This window comes from Borreliella californiensis (genome assembly GCF_014205885.1).
Taxonomy (GTDB): Bacteria; Spirochaetota; Spirochaetia; order Borreliales; family Borreliaceae; genus Borreliella; species Borreliella californiensis.
Genome location: NZ_JACHFB010000001.1, coordinates 367,353 through 388,389, shown reverse-complemented (window position 1 = coordinate 388,389; position 21,037 = coordinate 367,353). Strand labels below are relative to the sequence as shown.

25 protein-coding genes, 1 tRNA gene and 1 pseudogene are annotated in these 21,037 nt (G+C 28.5%); 11 read left to right on the top strand and 16 right to left on the bottom strand.

Going from position 1 to position 21,037, the window contains the following annotated elements:
* Nucleotides 1-4: 4 nt before the first annotated feature.
* The 16 genes and pseudogenes from HNP67_RS01905 to HNP67_RS01830 all read right to left on the bottom strand — a co-directional run bounded on the left by HNP67_RS01905 (nt 5) and on the right by HNP67_RS01830 (nt 11,611).
* Nucleotides 5-1,486: a hypothetical protein gene (locus HNP67_RS01905; protein ID WP_184124436.1), complete on the bottom strand. Its 1,482-nt coding sequence runs from the start codon at nt 1,484-1,486 to the stop codon at nt 5-7.
* 10 nt (nt 1,487-1,496) lie between these two features.
* A complete protein-coding gene (gene ftsH, locus HNP67_RS01900; protein ID WP_184124434.1) occupies nt 1,497-3,413 on the bottom strand; it encodes an ATP-dependent zinc metalloprotease FtsH in 1,917 nt (638 codons plus the stop codon).
* Entirely contained in the window at nt 3,410-4,732 is a 1,323-nt protein-coding gene (tilS, locus tag HNP67_RS01895; RefSeq protein WP_184124432.1) for a tRNA lysidine(34) synthetase TilS, read from the bottom strand. The genes ftsH and tilS overlap by 4 nt, the downstream gene beginning before the upstream one ends.
* A complete protein-coding gene (gene pth, locus HNP67_RS01890; RefSeq protein WP_184124430.1) occupies nt 4,732-5,298 on the bottom strand; it encodes an aminoacyl-tRNA hydrolase in 567 nt (188 codons plus the stop codon). Before pth ends, tilS begins: the two co-directional genes overlap by 1 nt.
* A gap of 4 nt (nt 5,299-5,302) precedes the next feature.
* A complete protein-coding gene (locus HNP67_RS01885; protein ID WP_184124428.1) occupies nt 5,303-5,851 on the bottom strand; it encodes a 50S ribosomal protein L25/general stress protein Ctc in 549 nt (182 codons plus the stop codon).
* 23 nt (nt 5,852-5,874) lie between these two features.
* Nucleotides 5,875-5,946: transfer RNA gene (locus HNP67_RS01880), tRNA-Gln, on the bottom strand.
* A 64-nt stretch (nt 5,947-6,010) separates the two neighbouring features.
* Complete coding sequence (gene spoVG / locus HNP67_RS01875; protein WP_184124426.1) at nt 6,011-6,304, bottom strand: DNA-binding protein SpoVG; 294 nt, start codon at nt 6,302-6,304, stop codon at nt 6,011-6,013.
* A gap of 113 nt (nt 6,305-6,417) precedes the next feature.
* Nucleotides 6,418-6,688: pseudogene (locus tag HNP67_RS01870) on the bottom strand (RsfS/YbeB/iojap family protein).
* On the bottom strand, nt 6,663-7,847 hold the full coding sequence (locus tag HNP67_RS01865) for an LCP family protein (protein ID WP_184124424.1): 1,185 nt from the start codon (nt 7,845-7,847) through the stop codon (nt 6,663-6,665). The pseudogene HNP67_RS01870 and the gene HNP67_RS01865 overlap by 26 nt, the downstream one beginning before the upstream one ends.
* Complete coding sequence (nadD, locus tag HNP67_RS01860; protein WP_184124422.1) at nt 7,844-8,425, bottom strand: nicotinate (nicotinamide) nucleotide adenylyltransferase; 582 nt, start codon at nt 8,423-8,425, stop codon at nt 7,844-7,846. Before nadD ends, HNP67_RS01865 begins: the two co-directional genes overlap by 4 nt.
* A gap of 79 nt (nt 8,426-8,504) precedes the next feature.
* On the bottom strand, nt 8,505-9,491 hold the full coding sequence (obgE, locus tag HNP67_RS01855) for a GTPase ObgE (protein WP_184124420.1): 987 nt from the start codon (nt 9,489-9,491) through the stop codon (nt 8,505-8,507).
* Between the two features lie 25 nt (nt 9,492-9,516).
* Nucleotides 9,517-9,762, bottom strand: a complete 246-nt coding sequence (gene rpmA, locus HNP67_RS01850) for a 50S ribosomal protein L27 (RefSeq protein ID WP_184124418.1) — start codon at nt 9,760-9,762, stop codon at nt 9,517-9,519.
* Entirely contained in the window at nt 9,762-10,082 is a 321-nt protein-coding gene (locus HNP67_RS01845) for a ribosomal-processing cysteine protease Prp (RefSeq protein ID WP_184124416.1), read from the bottom strand. The genes rpmA and HNP67_RS01845 overlap by 1 nt, the downstream gene beginning before the upstream one ends.
* A 5-nt stretch (nt 10,083-10,087) precedes the next feature.
* Nucleotides 10,088-10,399, bottom strand: a complete 312-nt coding sequence (gene rplU / locus HNP67_RS01840) for a 50S ribosomal protein L21 (protein WP_184124413.1) — start codon at nt 10,397-10,399, stop codon at nt 10,088-10,090.
* A gap of 57 nt (nt 10,400-10,456) precedes the next feature.
* On the bottom strand, nt 10,457-10,987 hold the full coding sequence (locus HNP67_RS01835; protein WP_184124411.1) for an adenine phosphoribosyltransferase: 531 nt from the start codon (nt 10,985-10,987) through the stop codon (nt 10,457-10,459).
* A gap of 63 nt (nt 10,988-11,050) precedes the next feature.
* Entirely contained in the window at nt 11,051-11,611 is a 561-nt protein-coding gene (locus HNP67_RS01830; protein ID WP_184124410.1) for a DUF2147 domain-containing protein, read from the bottom strand.
* Between the two features lie 245 nt (nt 11,612-11,856).
* On the opposite strand from HNP67_RS01830, the gene flgF reads away from it, so the two are divergent.
* The 11 genes from flgF (at nt 11,857) to HNP67_RS01775 (ending at nt 21,035) form a co-directional block, all read left to right on the top strand.
* Nucleotides 11,857-12,705: a flagellar basal-body rod protein FlgF gene (gene flgF / locus HNP67_RS01825; protein ID WP_184124552.1), complete on the top strand. Its 849-nt coding sequence runs from the start codon at nt 11,857-11,859 to the stop codon at nt 12,703-12,705.
* A 12-nt stretch (nt 12,706-12,717) separates the two neighbouring features.
* Nucleotides 12,718-13,515: a flagellar basal-body rod protein FlgG gene (gene flgG / locus HNP67_RS01820; RefSeq protein WP_184124408.1), complete on the top strand. Its 798-nt coding sequence runs from the start codon at nt 12,718-12,720 to the stop codon at nt 13,513-13,515.
* A 199-nt stretch (nt 13,516-13,714) separates the two neighbouring features.
* A complete protein-coding gene (locus HNP67_RS01815; protein ID WP_184124406.1) occupies nt 13,715-14,149 on the top strand; it encodes a hypothetical protein in 435 nt (144 codons plus the stop codon).
* A 171-nt stretch (nt 14,150-14,320) separates the two neighbouring features.
* A complete protein-coding gene (locus HNP67_RS01810) occupies nt 14,321-15,319 on the top strand; it encodes a flagellar basal body P-ring protein FlgI (protein ID WP_184124403.1) in 999 nt (332 codons plus the stop codon).
* Entirely contained in the window at nt 15,309-15,626 is a 318-nt protein-coding gene (locus tag HNP67_RS01805) for a rod-binding protein (protein ID WP_184124401.1), read from the top strand. The genes HNP67_RS01810 and HNP67_RS01805 overlap by 11 nt, the downstream gene beginning before the upstream one ends.
* 150 nt (nt 15,627-15,776) lie before the next feature.
* Complete coding sequence (gene rpoS, locus HNP67_RS01800; RefSeq protein WP_002557358.1) at nt 15,777-16,577, top strand: RNA polymerase sigma factor RpoS; 801 nt, start codon at nt 15,777-15,779, stop codon at nt 16,575-16,577.
* A gap of 50 nt (nt 16,578-16,627) precedes the next feature.
* Entirely contained in the window at nt 16,628-17,506 is an 879-nt protein-coding gene (locus HNP67_RS01795; RefSeq protein WP_184124399.1) for a divergent polysaccharide deacetylase family protein, read from the top strand.
* Nucleotides 17,503-18,543, top strand: coding sequence for a tRNA (adenosine(37)-N6)-threonylcarbamoyltransferase complex transferase subunit TsaD (gene tsaD, locus HNP67_RS01790; protein ID WP_184124397.1), 1,041 nt, complete (start codon nt 17,503-17,505; stop codon nt 18,541-18,543). Before HNP67_RS01795 ends, tsaD begins: the two co-directional genes overlap by 4 nt.
* Entirely contained in the window at nt 18,518-19,312 is a 795-nt protein-coding gene (locus HNP67_RS01785; protein ID WP_184124395.1) for a PfkB family carbohydrate kinase, read from the top strand. The genes tsaD and HNP67_RS01785 overlap by 26 nt, the downstream gene beginning before the upstream one ends.
* A gap of 146 nt (nt 19,313-19,458) precedes the next feature.
* Nucleotides 19,459-20,550: an undecaprenyldiphospho-muramoylpentapeptide beta-N-acetylglucosaminyltransferase gene (gene murG, locus HNP67_RS01780; protein WP_184124393.1), complete on the top strand. Its 1,092-nt coding sequence runs from the start codon at nt 19,459-19,461 to the stop codon at nt 20,548-20,550.
* Nucleotides 20,547-21,035, top strand: a complete 489-nt coding sequence (locus tag HNP67_RS01775; protein WP_184124391.1) for a CvpA family protein — start codon at nt 20,547-20,549, stop codon at nt 21,033-21,035. The genes murG and HNP67_RS01775 overlap by 4 nt, the downstream gene beginning before the upstream one ends.
* Nucleotides 21,036-21,037: the final 2 nt, after the last annotated feature.

Below are 21,037 nucleotides of genomic sequence, written 5' to 3'. Positions count from 1 at the left end.
GTCTTTATTCAAAAGAATAAAAACTTTCAAAACTATCATCATCCAACAAAGCTTTCTTTATTTTTAATTTATTCTTCTCATAAATCTCAATATAATTAAATTTTTTAGAACCATTAACTTTTCTATAAATTGAAACCAAACTTCCAAGCACATAATTTTTAATTTCTACTAAATTAGATCCAAAGTATCTTTTTTTACTTATCAAGCTTGATTTAATATCTAAAACAGAAGTCTTTTCAAAAAATAAATTTAAAGCATTTGACATAAAAAACTCTTTAATATCAAGCAAGAACAACTCCCTAATACCAAGACTATTAAAATTGCAACCCAAATTGTTAAAAAGATTGCACCTAAAAGTATGTAAAGCAAAGGTATAAACATCTCTTTTGTCAGGATATTGAACTTCAATCATATCAACGTAAGGATAAACAGAATAATTTATCTTATAACCAAGCAAACTATTCTCATAATAAACTGGGGACTTGTCTTTAAAATAAATTTTATTAAAATATTTGCTATTTAAACCAAATTTATTGTCAAAATCTACTATTCCTGAAAAAATACCTACTAAAACTCCATCTTTGATTATGGCAACATTATTTTTATTATCAATACAATAAATTCCTGATAAACTTTTATAATCTTCTAAAAATTTACTCTTCATGTCGGGATCCTCTAAAAGATCATAAAACATTTTATATTCATTTATTGTCTCAGGAGGAAATTTTTTAAAAACCCTATAAGCTTCAGTAGAATCTAAAAGTTTGTATTTTAAAAAATAAATACCGTGAATTCCATTATATTCTTTAATTTTATCCTTAAGAAAAGAAAACAAAGAAACAGAATTGCCATAATTAAAATTTGAATTTCTAAATATATAATTAATGTTTTCAGGTGTAAAGAAAAAATCTTCTTTTGATCTAATAGTATTAAAAATGCTAAAAAAAAACCTATCTTCTTTTAAAAACCACTTAAAAAATAAAAAATCATTACCATATAAAGAAAACGCTTTAAATAAAATTTTTTTAAAATCATCTCCAAAACTTTCAAGTCTTTCAGAAGCTTCAAGTCTCATGCAAATTAAATCTTTATCTATTTGTAATTCTTCATTTAAGTTTCCATACAAAGCAATAATTTCTTCATACATGCTCTTATTTTCACTTTGTCTTAAAAGCAACGCAAAATAATAAGTGTATACTTCTTTAAGAGTTGCTACTTTAAAGCTATTAATATTGATTGCTTCTTTTAATAAACAAATTTTATCCCTTAAAGAAACATTATTTTTTAATGAAAGCTCATAAAGAGCATCTGAGGCTAGCAAATTGAAATCAAGAGATCCATAAATTAAATCATTTCCTTTTTGTAAATTGGAAAAATTTTTAGACTCATTGAAAAGAATACTTGAAATATCTTCGTCTTCCTTAACTGAAATTGCATACAGGTTTATAGAAATAAAAAGAATAAAACCCACCTTTAAATAAAACATAAACACTTGCCTAACCTTCTATATCTTTCCCCCTTACTTCTTTTACAGTAGATTCTGCTGAAAATAAATATTCATCTTTATTAGGCTCAAAACCTAAAAGCTCTCTCACTTCTTTGTCTGTCAAAGTTTCTTTTAAAACAAGTTCTTTTGCAAGCTTAACAAGTTGATCCTTGTGTTTTACAAGGATATCTGAGGCCTCTTTTAAACATTCTTCAAGTATTCTTTTTACCTCTCTGTCAACTTTATCGGCAGTGTTCTCAGAATAAGCCTTGGCCTTTGAAAACTCTTTTGGAAGGAAAATAGGCGCTTCATCGTCTACTAAAAATATTGGACCAACTTCTTCACCCATTCCCCACTCCGTAACCATTTTTTTAGCCAAACTAGTAGCTTGCATTAAATCATTTTGAACACCCGCTGTTGTAACGCCCAAATTTATTTGCTCACTAGCATAGCCGCCATAACATATCTTTATTTTATCAAGAATTTGATGTTTGTTTATTGAAAGCTTGTCTTCCCTTGGAAGAGAAAATGCAACACCAAGTGCCCTGCCCCTCGGAATAATGGTAACCTTATGAAGTGGATCAGCATGTTCAAGATAATAGTGAAGCAAAGCATGGCCTGCCTCATGATAAGCCGTCTCAAGCTTTTGCCTATCAGTAATAGTCATGGATTTTTTTGCAACCCCCATCAATATTTTATCTCTGGCCTCTTCCATATCCTTCATTAAAATTTCATCCTGATTATTCCTTGCAGCTATTAAGGCTCCTTCATTAATTAAATTTGCAAGATCGGCACCACTAGCCCCAGGAGTAGCTCTTGCTATTACTTGTAAATTAATATCTTTTGAAAGCTTTGTTTTTGAAGAATGAATATTTAATATTGCCTCTCTTTCCTTAACATCAGGCAAAGAAACTGTTACTTGCCTGTCAAATCGCCCGGGCCTAAGCAAGGCAGAGTCAAGAACATCTGGACGATTTGTAGCAGCCATAACAATTACATTAGTATGCGTTCCAAATCCATCCATTTCAACCAGCAGCTGATTAAGAGTTTGTTCTCTTTCATCATGACCACCACCAAGCCCTGCACCACGACTTCGACCAACAGCATCAAGCTCATCAATAAAAATAATACATGGAGAATTTTTTCTAGCATTATCAAATAAATCTCTAACACGACTTGCTCCAACCCCAACAAACATTTCAACAAAATCTGAACCTGACATGTGAAAAAAACTAACCCCAGCCTCACCGGCAACGGCTTTGGCAAGTAAAGTCTTACCAGTACCCGGAGAGCCAACCAAAAGCACTCCTTTTGGAATTTTTGCACCTATTTTTTCAAATTTTTTTGGATTTTTAAGAAATTCAACAACTTCGTGAAGCTCTTGCTTAACCTCTTCTTGACCAGCCACATCTTTAAAGGTAACTTTATTCTTTCCGGCTTCATACTTTTGTGCATTACTTTTCCCAAATGTAAAAACTTTCCCACCACCACCTTGAGTTTGACGAAATATAAAGAAAAAGAAAATAAAAAATAAAATCCATGGCAAAGTTTGTAATAAAACCCCAATCAGAGAAGCTTGACTTTTCCCTGAGCTAAGCTCTACTTTTTTACTTTTTAGTTCTGAAAGTAGATTTATATCAAGATAGGGAATACTGGTAGAAAAATAAGACTTTGCAAAGTTAGAACCCTTGACAACAAATTGAATCAAATTTTTATCAATTATCACTACAGACTCAACTAAACCATTGTCTAAATAAGTCTGAAAAGTACTATAAGGAACATTTTTATAGCTTTCTCCACCCCTTATAAAATATGACATAAATATTGCTGAAACTAAAAAAACAACAACAAGCCCTAAAATCCAATTTTTATTCTTCTTTTTGTTATTAGATTTTCCATTATTATTCATATTATTATTGCCATTCATTCCTTTAAAAGCCCTCCAATCAAAGATATACTAATTTTTTTAAGAATGCTTTTTTCACTCCATATTAAGTTTAAAGTATTTAAATCAATAATTCCAATTAACCTGTTATCTAATGCTAACAACATTAAATAAATCGGATTACACCTTATAAACTTAGAAAAAAATTTTTTTGCTTTAAATCTATCCTTAAAAAATTTATATCTAAACTCATAAGAACAACATTTCAATCTTGATACAGAAGCTGCATCACACTCTAAGTATTTTAGCAAAATCTTACCTAAAGATAAACTATACCATTTACCAACTTCCATAATAAAATCAAAAGGTTTGTAAAATTTTTCATCCCTTTTAAAAATTAAATTAATTTTATTATGCCTTTTTTCTAAAAAAAAATCATTGGTTTTTAACAAAATATTATTTTTCTTCCTATTAATTTCTACTTTAAACGCTTCATTAAGAGTTTTATAGGAGACTTTAGCTACAATTCCTTCTGAATTTAAAATTTTAAAAATCAATCTAAACACCAAATACTTAGGAAAATCTAAAAAAGTTTTCAAATCAAAAGAATAATAATATTTGCCTTTCTCAACAGGAAAAAATTCATCTTTTTCAAAATAATCTGAAAATTCCTTTGAAAATTCAGATATTCTTTTAAGACATTTTTCATATCCTTTAAAAATCTTTTTTATAACGGGTAGTAAATTATTTCTAACCCTATTTCTTAGATATAAATTTTGAGCATTTGTACTATCAACAAAAAACCCAATGTTATTCATAGACAAAAAATTCTCAATTTCTAGCCTGGAAACCTCAAGCAAGGGTCTTATAATGTTCTTATTGACACAAGGAATACCTGAAAGACCATCCAAAAAAGATCCTTGAAAAAATCTCATAATTATTGTTTCAATTTGATCATTCTCGTTATGAGCAAGTGCAATATAATTTGCACCATTTTCTTTAAGAGCATTTTCTAAAGCATTATATCTGTATTTCCTTGCAAGCTCTTCAATAGATACTCCTAACCTAGCCGATTCACTTTTTATATCTATGTCACATTTTTTAATTTGCAAAGAAATATTGTAAAGATCGCAAAATCCCTTTACATGCTCTATCTCTTTATTTTGCTCATTATCAGATCTAATAAAATGAGCAAAATAAAATGCAATAACATTATTGCCCAAGTAATATTTTAAATTTAATAATAAAGTTGTAGAATCAGCCCCGCCAGAAAAAGCAACAATAACTCGATTTTTATTTAAAGAATTTTTTTTATAAAATTTATCTATTTTAATTTGTATATTATCGTCTAAAAAATGCATTAAAAATTACTAGAATTGATTTTTTGAACCTTATTTTTAAAATTTGCTTCGCTAATATCAATCAGCTCATCACTTAAAAAATCATACAATTTTTCAAGCCTATCTATTTCATCCTTGCAGAATCTAGAAAGAACAAAACTCCTTATATCGCACATAACATTGCTTCCAACCCCAATATAAAGTCTACTGTAATTAGAGCTTCCAAGAACACTTGAAATCGACTTAAGACCGTTATGAGTAGACACACCACCTCGCTCTTTAAGTCTGCATTTTCCCAAAGGAAGATCAACATTATCAAGAACAACCAATAAATTCTTTATACACATATAAAAATCTGAAAATATTGAAGGAAATAAAGACCCACTTAGATTCATATAAGTCAAAGGTTTAACCAAAATTACTCTTCTAGAAATCATTTTTAATTCTGAATATTCATATTTTTTTTTTCTCTTTAAAAAAAGGCCATTTTTAGAAATAATTTTATCTAAAAGAGAAAAACCAACATTATGCCTAGTTAAAGAAAATTCTAATCCAGGGTTTCCTAATCCAAGTATCAACAACCCCATAAAATCACTTTATAATAACAACTTCCAAATTCTCGTCATTTTCTGCAAGCCTAACATTGGAAGGCAACACAAGATCTTTAAGAAGAACACCATCCCCTTTATTAACAGGAGTTAAATCAAGCTCTATGAATTCTGGCAAATCCAGGGGCAAAGACCTTACCTTAATCTGCTCTTTTAAAACAGTCAAAATTCCACCCTCTTTAACCCCAACAGAAGCTCCAATAAGCTTAATAGGAACGTATTTTTCAAGTTCAACATTCCTATCTACTTCGTAAAAATCAATATGATAAATAAGCTTGCTGGCAATATTTTCTGCAACATCTTTAACAAAAACACATCTTTCAAGCTTGCCATCATCTAATATCAAAACAGTATTATCCGTAAACTTTGCAAATTTCTTATTAAACTCACTACTCTTAATTTTCAAGTGTGAAACATTATTGCCTTGCCCGTAAACAACAGCCGGTATTTCACACTTAGCTCTTATTCTGCGAGCATTAGAAGACCCAAAACTTGATCTATATTGGCAACTTAAAATCCTGCTATTTTCCACCAAAAAACTCCTAATGTAAAATACTGGGACGGAAGGATTCGAACCCTCGAATGACTGGACCAAAACCAGTTGACTTACCACTTGTCGACGTCCCAAATACCTTATTAATACTTACAATTGACAAGCATACAAGATACAACGAGCTTTGTCAACAATTATCTAAAAATCCAATTCAAGCTCAAGATCGGCTGGATTTTCTCTTACATATTCCTTAAAAATAGAAGTTTGCAAAGCTTTTCTAAAATCCTGACTAATAGGATGTACAATGTCTTTATATTCACCGACTCTAGTTCTTCTATTAGGCATAGCAATAAATACTCCTTTTTGCCCTTTAATAACTCTAATATTGTGAAGAACCAAACAGTTATCAAAAGTAACTGCAACATATGCTAATAATTTAGAACCAGAATTTTTACTATCAACTTTCTTAATCCTTATGTCTGTAATATCCACTTATAAGCCTCCCGCAAAAAGTACATAACTTAAATCTAAAATATTTTGTATTTTTTGTAAACATATTTTTATGATATTTTTAGTTTTTTTAATTAATTTCAATTAAACAGCAATTAAGGATAAATAATAATTCCTTCGGACCATATTTTTTTAAGCTCATAGTATTCTCTAGACTTTTCACTAATTAAATGAATTACCAAATTTGCACCCCGAAAAACAACAGTCCCGTTATAAACCAACCTTTTTCTTTGAACATTAAGATTATTTTTTTTCTTTAAAAAATTTAATTATCTTTTCATTAATGCCTATAGCATAAATTCCACTAAAATCACTTATTATTTTGCATAAATCATTAATATCATTTACTTTTAACATATCTTCCATCAAAATCATCTCCTAAAATAACTATTACATCGGGATTAATATCAAGATTATCAAATTCTAACAATCTTTTAGTTTGAGCCTCAGAAATTGGCTTAATATTTGAAGTTTTAATTGCCTCGCCAACCCTAACAGCCATTTCTAAATTATCTGAATTATTTATAATCAGGGTATTTTTATAAGAATTTTTATCTGCATTGCCAAATTTTAAAACTTTAAATTTTAAAGAATTAAAAATATTTGCTGTTTGTTTTGCAAGCCCAACAACTTTTGTTCCATTTAAAACAACAATCTTTACTATCTCTTCTGCATCTTCATTAATAAGCTCTTTGTTTAATTTATCCACCGATTCTTTTAAAATAGCACCCCCATAATAAGGAAAAATCACCTTTATCAAATTATTATCATTATCTTTAAAAATTTCTTCTTGTCCTTTAATATTAATAGAAATAATTTTATCATTATTTATTTTATAATTTTTAACAATATATTTAAAAACAACCTCTGAAAGGTTAGTATCTAACATGGAATATATTTTAAGAAAATTGTCATTTTCAATGCCAAAATCTGAAATTTGAAAAAGGAGTCTTTTAAAAAACTCTTTAAAAAATTCAATTCTCTCTTCAAACTGATTAACATCATTAAAATATCTTAAATAATCATAAGCCTTATCACCATCAAAATTAGAGGTACCAGAAGGTATTAAAATAGAATCCTCAAAGCTATAAACTTTTACGGAGTTTTTAACAAGAAGTCTAACTCCCCCTAAGTAATCAATAAGTTTAACAAAATTTTCTTTTTGAAAACGTATATAGTAATCTGATTCATGAGATAGTTGTGTATAAATTTTAGATAAAAACTTATTAAAAGAATTTTTTTTATAAAGATCTTTAAACCAAGAAATATTCCCTTTTAAATCTTCATATCCAGTATGAATTGGAATATCTAAAAACCCAATATTTCCTGTTTTCATATTAATAAAAATTTCTTGCATACTTACAAGACTCTTGTTAAGATCTTCTATTAGAAACAAAAAACTAATATTGCTCTTTGTATTAAGCTCGAAGTAAACCAACTCTTTTTTCGAACTTTTAATAAAAAAAATTACTACGCTTGCTATTATCAAAACAATTAAAAATAAAAAAAATAAATCTTTTCTCAAACATTTACCTTTTTAAAATATAAATTATTATCTTTAATGTATTTTAACACACTAAAAGGCAATAAATAGCTGACAGGAAATCCATTTGCAATTCTATTTCTAATCTCTGATGAGGAAATCGGTATTATTTTATTATTTATATAAATATGCTTAAAAGAACTTTTAAGTTTCTCTTTGTAAATTCTGTGAGCAATAACAAGATCAACAGAACTTACAATACTTTGAGGGTCTTTCCATGAATCAAAATTTTGAAAAAGATCATCACCAATAACTAAAAAAAGTTTATCGTTTTTGTATTTTTTTTTAACACAAGAAATAGTATCAATAGTATAAGTTATGCCACCATTTATTATGTCGCAATCATCTATAAACATTTTATCTTCATTTTCTAATGCAAGCTTGAGCATATCTATTCTATTGTTAACACTAACATCCTCCCCAATCAATTTATGAACTGGATTGCAAGTAGGAATAAATATTACCCTATCAATATTTAATAAATACTCTATTTCTTTAGCCAAAAAAATATGTCCAATATGAACTGGATTATAGGTGCCCCCCAATATTGCAATTCTCACGATTTCTTTCCTAAATCAAATCTGATATACAAAAACCAAATCTTAAAAGTAAAAAAACCCCAATAAAAAATCAATTTTATTAAAAAGTTTTAGCCAAAATAAATAATTCTTTAACAAGTTCATCAATTCCTCTATTCTCATAAATAGAGATACCAATAACCTTTTCTTTTTCTAAAGCTTTTATCAAGCAATCAAAATTTTTCTCAGAACCATTCAAATCAAGTTTATTGGCAATAATAACTTTTTTTTTATTAAAAAGCTCATGATTATAAGATTTTATTTCATTTAAAAGAATGCTGTATGATTCCAAAAAATCTGCTTCAGAAACATCAATAACCAAAGCTAAAATTTTAGTTTTAGCAATGTGTTTTAAAAACTTAGTCCCAAGCCCTACTCCAAAGCTAGCGCCTTTAATTATTCCAGGAATATCTGCAATAATTAAATCATTATGAAAATGCCTCAGTACACCAAGATGAGGAATCTTTGTTGTAAAAGGATAATTTGCAACCCTAGATTTTGCCGAGGTTATTCTATTAAGCAGAGAAGATTTGCCAGCATTAGGCAAACCAACAAGCCCAATATCCGCCACCAAAAATAGTTCAAGGTGCACGTTTAAACTATTGCCTGATTCTCCGGGTTGAGCAAACCTTGGCGCCCTTCTAACTGAAGTTTTAAAATTCCAATTACCAAGACCGCCTCTGCCACCTTTTAAAACAACAAATTCGTCATTTAAATTTTTAAGCCTACACAAAAGAGTTCCATCATTTTCATTATAAACTTCTGTATTTGGGGGAACAAAAAGAATTAAATCTTTACCATTAGCACCACTTCTCTTAAAACCCATTCCAGGTTTACCATTTTCAGCACAAAGCACATGGCCATTTTTATAAAAAGATAAAGTGCTAAGATTTTCTTTCACCTTAAAAATTACGCTCCCACCACTCCCACCATTTCCACCGTCTGGACCACCTTTTGCATTAAACTTTTCTCTTAAAAAAGAAACACATCCGGAACCACCATTGCCCGAAACTACCGTTATATTTACAGAATCCTTAAAGTTATACAAACTTTCTCCAATTTTTCAATTAAAACTATACAATACTTACATATTTTCGTCCCTTCAAAGTTTTAAACTCTACCCTACCAGATGAAAGCGCAAATATTGTATAATCTCTTCCAAGACCAACATTTTTGCCTTTATGAAATTTTGTACCTCTTTGCCTAACAATTATTTCTCCAGCCTTAACAAACTGCCCGCCGCTTCTTTTAACTCCAAGTCGCTTGGATATAGAATCTCGTCCATTTTTTGAACTACCACCACTTTTACTTGTTGCCATTAATTTTCCTCCAAAACTAATTTAATATCATCAGGATACTCATACGACAAATCACTTATGCCTCTAATTAAAAACCTGCTATAATAAAAAAGACTTTCTTTGCTCAAATCCTTAAAAAGGGGCTTAAATTCTAAATAACCTCTTTTTGAATTTTTTACAACAAAATCCTCACCCTCCAGATCAAGAACACTAAAAAAAGTTCTCAAAATAAAAGAAAAAGAAGAACAGACAATATTAACATTATTCTTACTTATAGCATGACCATTGGCTAAAAGATAAATGATTACATCGTCTTTTACTTTTACTAAAACATTAATCAATAAACTTAAAAAACTATTTCATCAACCAAAATATAAGAATAGGTTTGCCTGTGACCAACCTTTCTCTCACTTGATTTTCTTCTTCTGTATCTGTAAGAAACAACCTTTTTACCTTTTTTATCTTCTTTATAGGTACATCTAATAAGAGAATTTACAACATAAGGCTTTCCTATTTTAACTTCTCCGTCTTTATTAACAAGCAAAACACTATTAAATTCCAGCTTATCTTTTTCAATAGGAGAAATTTTATCTATTTTTAAAAATTCGCCCTCAATAGCCTTATATTGCTTACCATTTATTTCTACCAGTGCATACATATCATTACCTCAACTAAACATTGTAAATTTAATAAAAAAGAAAAGTCAAGCATTAGATTAATTATACCTTACAAGGGAATTGACTTCATAACTTTCAAGGCTTTGTCTACCATTAATGCCACAAAGCTCAATAAAACAAAAAATATCTTTAACCCTACCTCCGGCTCTCTCTAATAAAATTGTAGACGACTTTAAAGTTCCACCGGTAGCTAATATATCATCTATTAAAAGAATATTGGAATACGTCCTAACATCGTCTTTGTGTACCTCTATTCTCCCAAAACCATATTCAAGCTCATACTTTTCGCTAAAAACCTCTCTAGGTAATTTACCCTCTTTTCGAATTAAAACAAGAGGTAGTTGCATTTTTAAAGACAAGGGAGCGCCTATCAAATACCCCCTAGACTCAACAACTGCAATGCAATCGATCTTTTTTAAATTATAAAAAGAATATACCTCATTTATTAATGAACTATAAACTTCGGGTTTTAGCAAAACACTAGTAATATCATAAAAAAGAACACCCTTTTTAGGAAAATCGGGTATTTTTGAAATAAACTGATCATAATATTCTGTCTTATTTTTCATAACCTACTTATCCCATCTATATGTTTATGTTTTTTTTCAAAATAGTAAAACCAAAAGCCAAATTTATTTTTTTACAGGAGGCGATGGAACAAGATTATCTAAATCTACTTTTGGTATTTCATCATCTTTAGCTCTTGTCCAAATTTTGCTTCTGCTAAAAATCCAAACTTTTCCCTTGGTAATAAGATTTCCAGTCTTACTATCAATACTCATCTCAGAATTGTAAATTTTACCGTTTTTAGGATCTATTATTTTACCCCCTTCCCACCTTTTAGAAGAAGAAGAATACTTAAGACCCCACATAAAATCAAGACCCTCTATTGCAAGATTTTCAAATCCAACCACAGTGTCTCCTGAGGAATTTTTAGCATCATATTCTTTGCCATCTTTTATTACAGTTAAAATTCGACCATAAATTTCCCCATTATATTTATAAATATAAATAATAGAATTTTTTATGTTGCTCACATCATTATAACCAACCCAATATCCTAAAACTTCATTTTCAAAACTAAAGTTTTCATCCTTATTAACAATTTCCTTTTCATTTGAATCTTCTGAATTTGCAAATAAAAGCATTGAAACACAAAAAAAAAGAAAAAACTTTGAAAAAACTCTATTCATCAATTCTCCTTAAAACTAAATAATCCTAAATTATAGCTCCTTTTTTAAATTACTCATTTAAAATAGCTAATTTAAAAATTAGCTACAAAACCAATTATACAACTTATCTTTATAATTTTAATTATTAAGATAAAAACTTGAACAAAAAATTAGAAAATTAAGTAAAACGCAATAGGTTAATTAATTGTTATATGGGACAATTAATGCTAATATTAATAAAGTTAATTGTCTTTAAGGATTTAACCGTGGTAAGAGGAATTTATACAGCTGCCAGCGGAATGATGGCAGAAAGGCGCAAGCTTGACACAGTATCAAATAATTTGGCAAACATAGATCTTATTGGATACAAAAAAGATTTATCCATTCAAAAAGCATTTCCAGAAATTTTAATAAGAAGACTAAATGATGATGGCCTTTATAAATTTCCCAAAGGACATCTTGAAACAGCTCCGGTTGTAGGAAAACTAGGAACAGGAGTTGAAGAAAATGAGATATACACAGTATTTGAACAAGGTCCTTTAAAAACTACTGGCAATCCATTGGATTTAGCACTCACCGATCAAGGATTTTTCGTAATACAAACTTCAGATGGAGAAAGATATACAAGAAACGGTTCTTTTACTATTGGGAAAGAGGGAATCCTTGTTACAAAAACCGGATTTCCCGTCCTGGGAGAAAAAGGATATATATATCTTAAAAAAAATAATTTTAAAATAACGCCTCAGGGGCAAATCTTTCACAATTCAAGCTTTGAATCAAACCCTAAAAGACTTGTTAGTGAATATGAAAATTCCTGGGAAAATTATGAACTGCTTGATACTATTAGGATTGTAAATTTTGAAAATCCCAGATTTCTCAAAAAACAGGGAAATTCTTTATGGATCGATACAAAAACATCTGGCAAGGCACAAGAAATTGATGTATCATTAAGGCCTAAAATAGAAACAGAAACACTTGAGGCTTCTAATGTTAACTCTGTTAATGAAATGGTTTTAATGATTGAAATTAACAGAGCTTATGAAGCTAATCAAAAAACAATACAAACTGAAGACAGCCTCTTAGGAAAATTAATAAATGAAATTGGAAAATATTAAGGAGCATATTTTATGATGAGAGCATTATGGACAGCAGCAAGTGGAATGACTGCTCAACAATACAATGTAGACACAATTGCCAACAATCTTTCAAATGTGAATACTACAGGATTTAAAAAAATAAGAGCAGAATTTGAAGATTTGATTTATCAGACCCAATACAGAGCAGGAACTCCTGCAACTGAAAATACTTTAAGACCGCTCGGAAATCAAGTTGGTCACGGAACAAAAATTGCCGCTACTCAGAGAATATTTGAACAAGGGAAAATGCAATCCACCAATTTACTCACTGACGTTGCTATTGAAGGAGATGGATTTTACAAAATTCTTCTGCCCGATGGAACTTATGCATATACCAGAGATGGATCATTTAAAATAGATTCCAATCGAGAGCTTGTAACAAGCCAAGGATACAAGGTATTGCCCAATATATTTTTCCCAGAAGAATATATCCAAAGCTCAATTACAATATCTGAGCAAGGAATAGTGTCAGTAAAAATTGATAACAGCAACGAACCAATAGAGCTTGGGCAAATTGAAATATCAAGATTTGTTAATCCTGCAGGATTAAGTGCTATTGGAAGCAATTTATTTAAAGAAACAGCCGGATCAGGCCAAGAAATAGCAGGAATACCGGGAAGTGAAGGCATGGGAAGACTAAGACAAGGTATACTTGAAATGTCAAATGTATCTATTGCTGAAGAAATGGTAACAATGATAGTAGCTCAAAGAGCTTATGAAATAAACTCAAAAGCTATCCAAACTTCAGACAATATGCTAGGAATTGCAAATAACTTAAAAAGGCAATAAAATAAAAAAAAAAATATTTATTTTTATTTTATTTTTCATAACAGACTCAATTATAAGTGCTACTCATGATTTGTGCTTCAACATTACTCCTAGTAAAGCATATTTCTTTTCAAAGAAGTACTCAAAAATATGCAACAATCAAAGCTTATCAAAAATATATATCCCACCACATTTAACAAAAAAATCAATAATTTTTAAAATGATTTATTACATCACAAAAAATTTATCAAATGAGAATATCTATATACTTCAATTCAACTTTGATGAATCTGAAATAAACATAGAAGATAATTTTTTTAAAAAAATAAAATTTAAAATAAAAAACAACAATTCATACAAAAATATTCCAATTCAAAAAACTCTGGTTTATTATGCAAAAAACTTTGAAAGCTATAAAAGACACAATTATATTAATATGTACATTGATATAATCGAGCCAATTGTATTTGCAAAAGAAAATCTAAAAAAAAATGAAATCCTTAATGAGCACAACATATACTTTAAATACAAAATTAACACAACTAGAATAAATGATGTTTTAAGTCTAAATGAATTAAACAATAGTAAATATAAAGTTATACACAACACAATCAAAAATGAAGAGATAAGATTAAATAAAGTACAAAAAGAATAATGCCTTATTTTATCTTGCTCAATCTGAAAATTATTAATTTCAATCCGCCTTAATGCAGATAATATTTAACAAAGCAAGGATTAATTGGTAATTTAATAAAAAAATTCTATTAATTACAATAATTGATATAAAATAATAGATATTAAAGAAATAAAATAAATGGGGTAAAAAATGAACAAACTAATGTTGATGTTAGCTGCATTTGCAACAAGTCTACTAGCCCAAACAAAAACAGATTCAACAGGATTGAAAACAGAGAAATCACTTAACAATAGCCTGTCTGAAAGCACAAAATTAAGAGAAATTGCAGATATTTATCCTACAAATACAAATTTTTTAACGGGCATTGGAATAGTAGCAGGTCTTACTGGAAAAGGAGACTCTATAAAACAAAAAGACCTTATAATTAAAATTTTAGAAGAAAACAATATAATAAATGAAATAGGCCCTAATAATATAGAAAGTAAAAATATTGCACTAGTAAATGTCAGCCTCCAAGTAAAAGGCAGTACAATCAAAGGTTCAAAACATAAAGCTTGCATTGCATCAATATTAGACTCAAAAGATTTAACAAATGGAATACTTTTAAAAACAAACCTTAAAAATAATGAGGGAGAAATAATAGCAATTGCATCAGGAATTATAAAGACCAACAATAAATTAAAAGGTTCTGGATATACTCTAGATAGTGTAATAATAAATGAAACTCAAAATATTAACTACAGTTATAATATAATTCTTAAAAAAGGAAATTATACATTAATAAATAGAATTCATAAAATATTAACCTCTAAAAAAATCAACAACAAAATTAAATCAGATAGCACAATAGAAATAGAAGCAAAAAATATAAGCCTATTAGAAGAAATTGAAAATATTATAATAGAAACCAACCCTAAAATATTAATAGACAAAAAAAATGGTATTATTCTAGCAAGTGAAAATGCAAAAATAGGAACGTTTACATTTTCCATTGAAAAAGACAATCAAAACATTTTAAGTAAAAATAACAAAACAACAATTCAAATAAACTCAATGAATTTAAATGAATTTATATTAAAAAATAATAAAAATCTTAGCAATAAAGAATTAATTCAAATAATTCAAGCTGCACAAAAAATCAATAAATTAAATGGAGAACTTATCTTGGAGGAAGTTGATGGAAACTAAAATTAATTCACAAAATCTAAAATTTAAAAATCAAATAAATAATTTTAAAAATCCTGTAAAACTAAAAAAATCCTTTCAAAAAAACGAAGAACTTCGAAAAGCTTCTTTAGAATTTGAGGCTATGTTTATCAAGCAAATGCTTGAAAGCATGAAAAAAACTCTTAACAAAGATCAAAATTTGCTAAACGGAGGCCAAGTAGAAGAAATTTTTGAAGACATGCTTTGCGAACAAAGGGCAAAACAAATAGCACAAGCTCAAAGCTTTGGACTTGCCAATTTAATTTACAATCAATTACAAAAAAAGTAAATAATTCAAAAAACACCCCCCAACCTCAAAATTATATCCATCCAATTTAATTTAAAAATGGTTTTAAACTAAATTGGCACAATTTTTGCATGAAAGCTAAGTAGCAAAACTTAATCACAATATTCAAAAAAGGGGAGAAAATATAATACTATGAATATATTTAGTAATGAGGATTTAAACATATATTTAAAATCGGTAAGAGAACACAAACTAATTACTCACGAAGAAGAAATTAAACTTGCAGGACAAATACAAAGAGGCAATGCAAAAGCAAAAAATAAGATGATAAATGCAAATTTGCGACTTGTTTTAAAAATAATAAAAAGATATGCGGGCAAAGGACTAAAAATTGAAGATTTAATTCAAGAAGGCAACTTGGGATTAATAAGAGCTGCTGAAAAATATGACCCAAATAAAAATACCAAATTTTCAACTTATGCATCATTCTGGATCAAACAATCACTACAAAGAGCATTAAACACTAAAACCAGATTGGTGAAAGTCCCATACAGAAAAGAAAATCTAATACTACAAATAAATAAATATCTAACAGAAGAAGAAAAATCGCCCAAAAAAGAAGAAATAATGAAAAGATTTAATCTATCTCCTGCCCAATATATAAAAATTATTCCTTATCTTGAAAAAGAATATTCTCTGGACAAAGAAATAGAGGGATCTGAAAATTCAACGCTCTTGAATCTATACGAGGATAATTCTTTTAACCCTGAAATTACCCTTGAACAAGATTCAACTCTAAAACATTTGAATTATATACTTGAAACAAAATTAAATGAAAAGGAAAGATACATAATCAAAAAAAGATACAACCTAGACAATAGCCCTAAAAAAAGCACCTTAAAAGATATTTCAACAGAACTTGGAATATCATCAGAAACTGTAAGACAGATTGAAAAAAGAGTTCTTAAAAAACTAAAAGAAGAGATAAATTAACATTGACATTCATGACATGTTCTGGTCTACTTTTAAGTCAGTGGTCATGAATGTTTATATTTTATATTAAAAAAAATAAGTTTATTATTATAGTTTTTATTATAATTTCTATTATTACAATAACTCAAACATTTGCAAGTTTTTTATATTTTAACAACAATTCAAAAGTTGCAAATGTCCCACTTAAAAATAAGTTTAAAAAAATACAAAAAGAAAGCTTGATAATAAAAAACAACAAAACAGATAAAAAAGATAAAAGCAAGCCTAAGTTTTACTTAATCATCGACGACGTGGGTTATGATGAATTTATGCTAGAACAATTTATAAAACTTAATCTTAAAATAAATTATGCCATTATTCCATTTTTACCAAAATCAATGAATTTATACAAAAAACTAAAAAATGCTAACAAATCAGTAATAATACATTTCCCAATGCAATCAAAACATAGAAATTCAATAGAAAAATTTCATATAAACATAAAAGATAAAAAAGAAGACATATACAAAAAAATCGAAAAAGCTTTTGAAAAGTATCCTGATGTAAAAATAATGAATAACCATATGGGAAGTTTAATCACTTCAAACAAAGATTTGATGAAAATAATTTTAGAAAAGCTTAAAAAGATTGACAGATATTTTTTCGACAGCGTAACTATTGCAGGAAGCGTACCAGAAATAATAGGCAAAGAAATTGGGGTTAAAGTAGAAAAAAGAGACGTATTTCTTGATAGCAAAGACACAGAAGAGTCCGTAATCAAGGAACTTGAAAAAGCAAAAAATATTGCCAGAAAAAACGGAATGGTGAAAGTAATCGGTCACATTTGGTCTAAAAATACGCTAAAAGTCCTTAAAAAAGAAGGGCCTGATTTGAACCAGGAATTCGAATTCGACAACTTATTAAATCTTTACGAGGAAACAATCAGATGAAAGTACTTGGAATAGAAACCTCTTGTGACGACTGTTGCGTAGCTGTAGTAGAAAATGGAATTCATATTTTAAGCAATATAAAATTAAATCAAAAAGAACACAAAAAATATTATGGCATAGTCCCTGAGATTGCCTCAAGACTTCATACTGAAGCTATTATGTCTGTTTGTATAAAAGCACTCAAAAAAGCAAATACTAAAATATCTGAAATTGATTTAATAGCTGTAACATCTAGACCTGGACTTATTGGATCTTTAATAGTTGGATTAAATTTTGCCAAAGGTTTAGCAATTTCATTAAAAAAACCTATTATTTGCATTGATCACATCTTAGGCCATCTTTACGCTCCTTTAATGCACTCAAAAATAGAATATCCATTTATATCATTATTATTAAGCGGTGGACATACATTAATTGCTAAGCAAAAAAATTTCGATGATGTTGAAATACTTGGAAGAACTCTAGATGATTCTTGCGGAGAGGCTTTTGACAAAGTAGCAAAACATTATGATATGGGGTTTCCGGGAGGTCCAAACATCGAACAAATATCTAAAAATGGAGATGAAAACACATTTCAATTTCCAGTTACCATCTTTAAAAAAAAAGAAAACTGGTATGATTTTTCATACTCTGGACTAAAAACAGCCTGCATACACCAACTCGAAAAATTCAAAAGCAAAGATAATCCAACAACAAAAAACAATATAGCTGCAAGCTTCCAAAAAGCTGCCTTTGAAAATCTGATCACCCCGCTAAAAAGAGCTATAAAAGATACTCAAATCAACAAATTGGTAATAGCAGGTGGTGTTGCAAGCAATCTATATTTAAGAGAAAAAATAAATAAACTTAAAATACAAACATACTACCCTCCTCTTGACCTTTGCACAGATAATGGAGCAATGATTGCAGGACTTGGATTTAATATGTATTTAAAATATGGAGAAAGTCCAATCGAAATCGATGCAAATTCAAGAATAGAAAATTATAAAAACCAGTATAAGGGGAAAAATAATGAAAAGAATTTTAGCAATGCATGATATTTCAAGCATGGGAAGAACATCTCTTACAATATGCATACCAATAATATCTTCATTTAATATGCAAGTTTGTCCTTTTGTGACAGCCGTCCTTTCTGCTTCCACAGCTTATAAAAAATTTGAAATAGTAGATTTAACCGATCATTTAGAAAAATTTATCAATATGTGGAAAGAACAAAATGAACACTTTGACATACTCTATACCGGGTTTCTGGGAAGCGAAAAACAACAAATAACAATAGAAAAAATAATTAAATTAATAAAATTTGAAAAAATTGTAATTGACCCTGTATTTGCTGATGATGGAAGAATTTACCCTATATTTGATAATAAAATAATTAGTGGATTTAGAAAAATCATAAAACATGCAAACATAATAACGCCCAATATCACAGAGCTTGAAATGCTAAGCAAAAGCTCACAACTTAACAACAAAGATGATATCATAAAAGCAATATTAAATCTTGATACAAAAGGAATAGTAGTTGTTACAAGCGTCAAAAAAGGAGATCTTTTAGGAAACATTTGTTACAATCCTGAAAACAAAGAATACTCAGAGTTTTTTTTAGAAAAATTAGAAAAAAATTTCAGTGGAACAGGAGACTTATTTACCAGCTTGCTTATAGGATACTTGGAAAAATTCGAAATAGAAAAAGCCCTAGAAAAAACAACAAAAGCCATTCACTTAATAATAAAAGATTCAATTAAAGAAAATGCTTTAAAAAAAGAAGGGGTTCAGATTGAAAATTTTTTAAAAAATACATTTTGAATTTAAATTTCATTAAATTCAATTTTAAAGAATGAATCTATTTTAGTACAAAGAAAATATTTGAATTAAAATATATTGCTAAAATAAAATGTACAAAAAATCTATTACAAAGATAGTGCTTTGTTATTTTTATGAGTAAAAAACATATGTCAAATAAAAAAATAATATTTTTTACAGGAGGAGGAACTGGAGGGCACGTATTTCCAGGAATATCCATAATACAGACATTAAAAGAATTTGACAATGAAATTGAATTTTTTTGGATAGGCAAAAAAAATTCTATAGAAGAAAAATTAATAAAAGAACAAAATAATATTAAGTTTATTTCGGTTCCCTGCGGAAAACTTAGACGCTATTTTTCTTTTCAAAACTTTACTGACTTTTTCAAAGTAATACTTGGAATAATAAAAAGCTTCTACATTTTACAAAAATATAAACCTCAGATTATCTATGCAACTGGGGGATTTGTTTCAACTCCTACAATTATTGCATCTAGCTTGCTAAAAATAAAAAGAATAACCCATGAAATGGATCTAGACCCTGGACTTGCAACAAAAATTAACTCTAAATTCGCAAATAAAATACACATAAGCTTTAAAGAAAGCGAAAAATACTTCAAAAACCACAAAAACATTGTATACACAGGATCTCCCATAAGAAAAGAATTTTTAACTCCAAACCCCAAAATCATTGAACAATTGACACAAAACACTAACAAGCCAATTGTTAGCATACTTGGAGGATCTCTTGGAGCTAATGCTTTAAACAACCTTGCACTCTGTATTAAAAAGGACATTGGAATCTACTTCATCCATCAATCAGGGAAAAACTTAAATGACCTAAGAGAAGACAATTACCTGAGAAGACAATTTTTTAACGCAGAAGAAATGGCAAGCATAGTTAACTTTTCCAATATAATAATAAGCAGAGCTGGAGCTGGAGCAATAAAAGAATTTGCAAATGCTAGCACATGTATAATTTTGATTCCATTTAAAAAAGGCTCTAGAGGAGATCAAATCAAAAATGCAAAACTACTAGAAAATCAAAATGCTTGCATTTATATAGATGAAGATGAAATTTTAAATACAAATATTTTAAAAATTATAAAAAAAACTTTAAAAGATAGAGAAAAAATTAACTCTCTCAAAGAAAATATCAAAAAATTCAACAATAAGCATTCTTCAACTTTAATAGCCAAATTACTAATAAAAGATATTAAGGAGACAAAATCTAAATGATAACAAACGATCCTGTAAAAATAACCGGAATAGTAGACATACTAATAATAATAATTTTTACATCTTTAGGATTTAGAGGATTTTTAAGAGGATTCATTAAAGAAATTAGTGGATTTGCTGAAGTTTTTGTTTTGATACTACTGCTTTACAAAAAAACTGACGAATTTAGAAGACTGATTGAACCTATTGTTGAACTATCCTACATTCAAGCACTACTTGTATTTTTTCTGCTCATACATATAGGATTTTTAATCCTACAATCATTAATAGAATCAATAATAAGTCAACTTAAATTATTATTCTTTAATAGAATACTAGGCTTAGTACTTGGCCTACTTGAAGCTTTTGGAATAATTGCAATCGTGGTTTACATAATACACTCACAACAAATATTTAAACCTGAATATTTCCTAAAAGAAAGCAAATTACTTGATTATTTAAATCCTGGAATAAACTATCTCTTTAAAATTTCAAAAACAAAATAAGG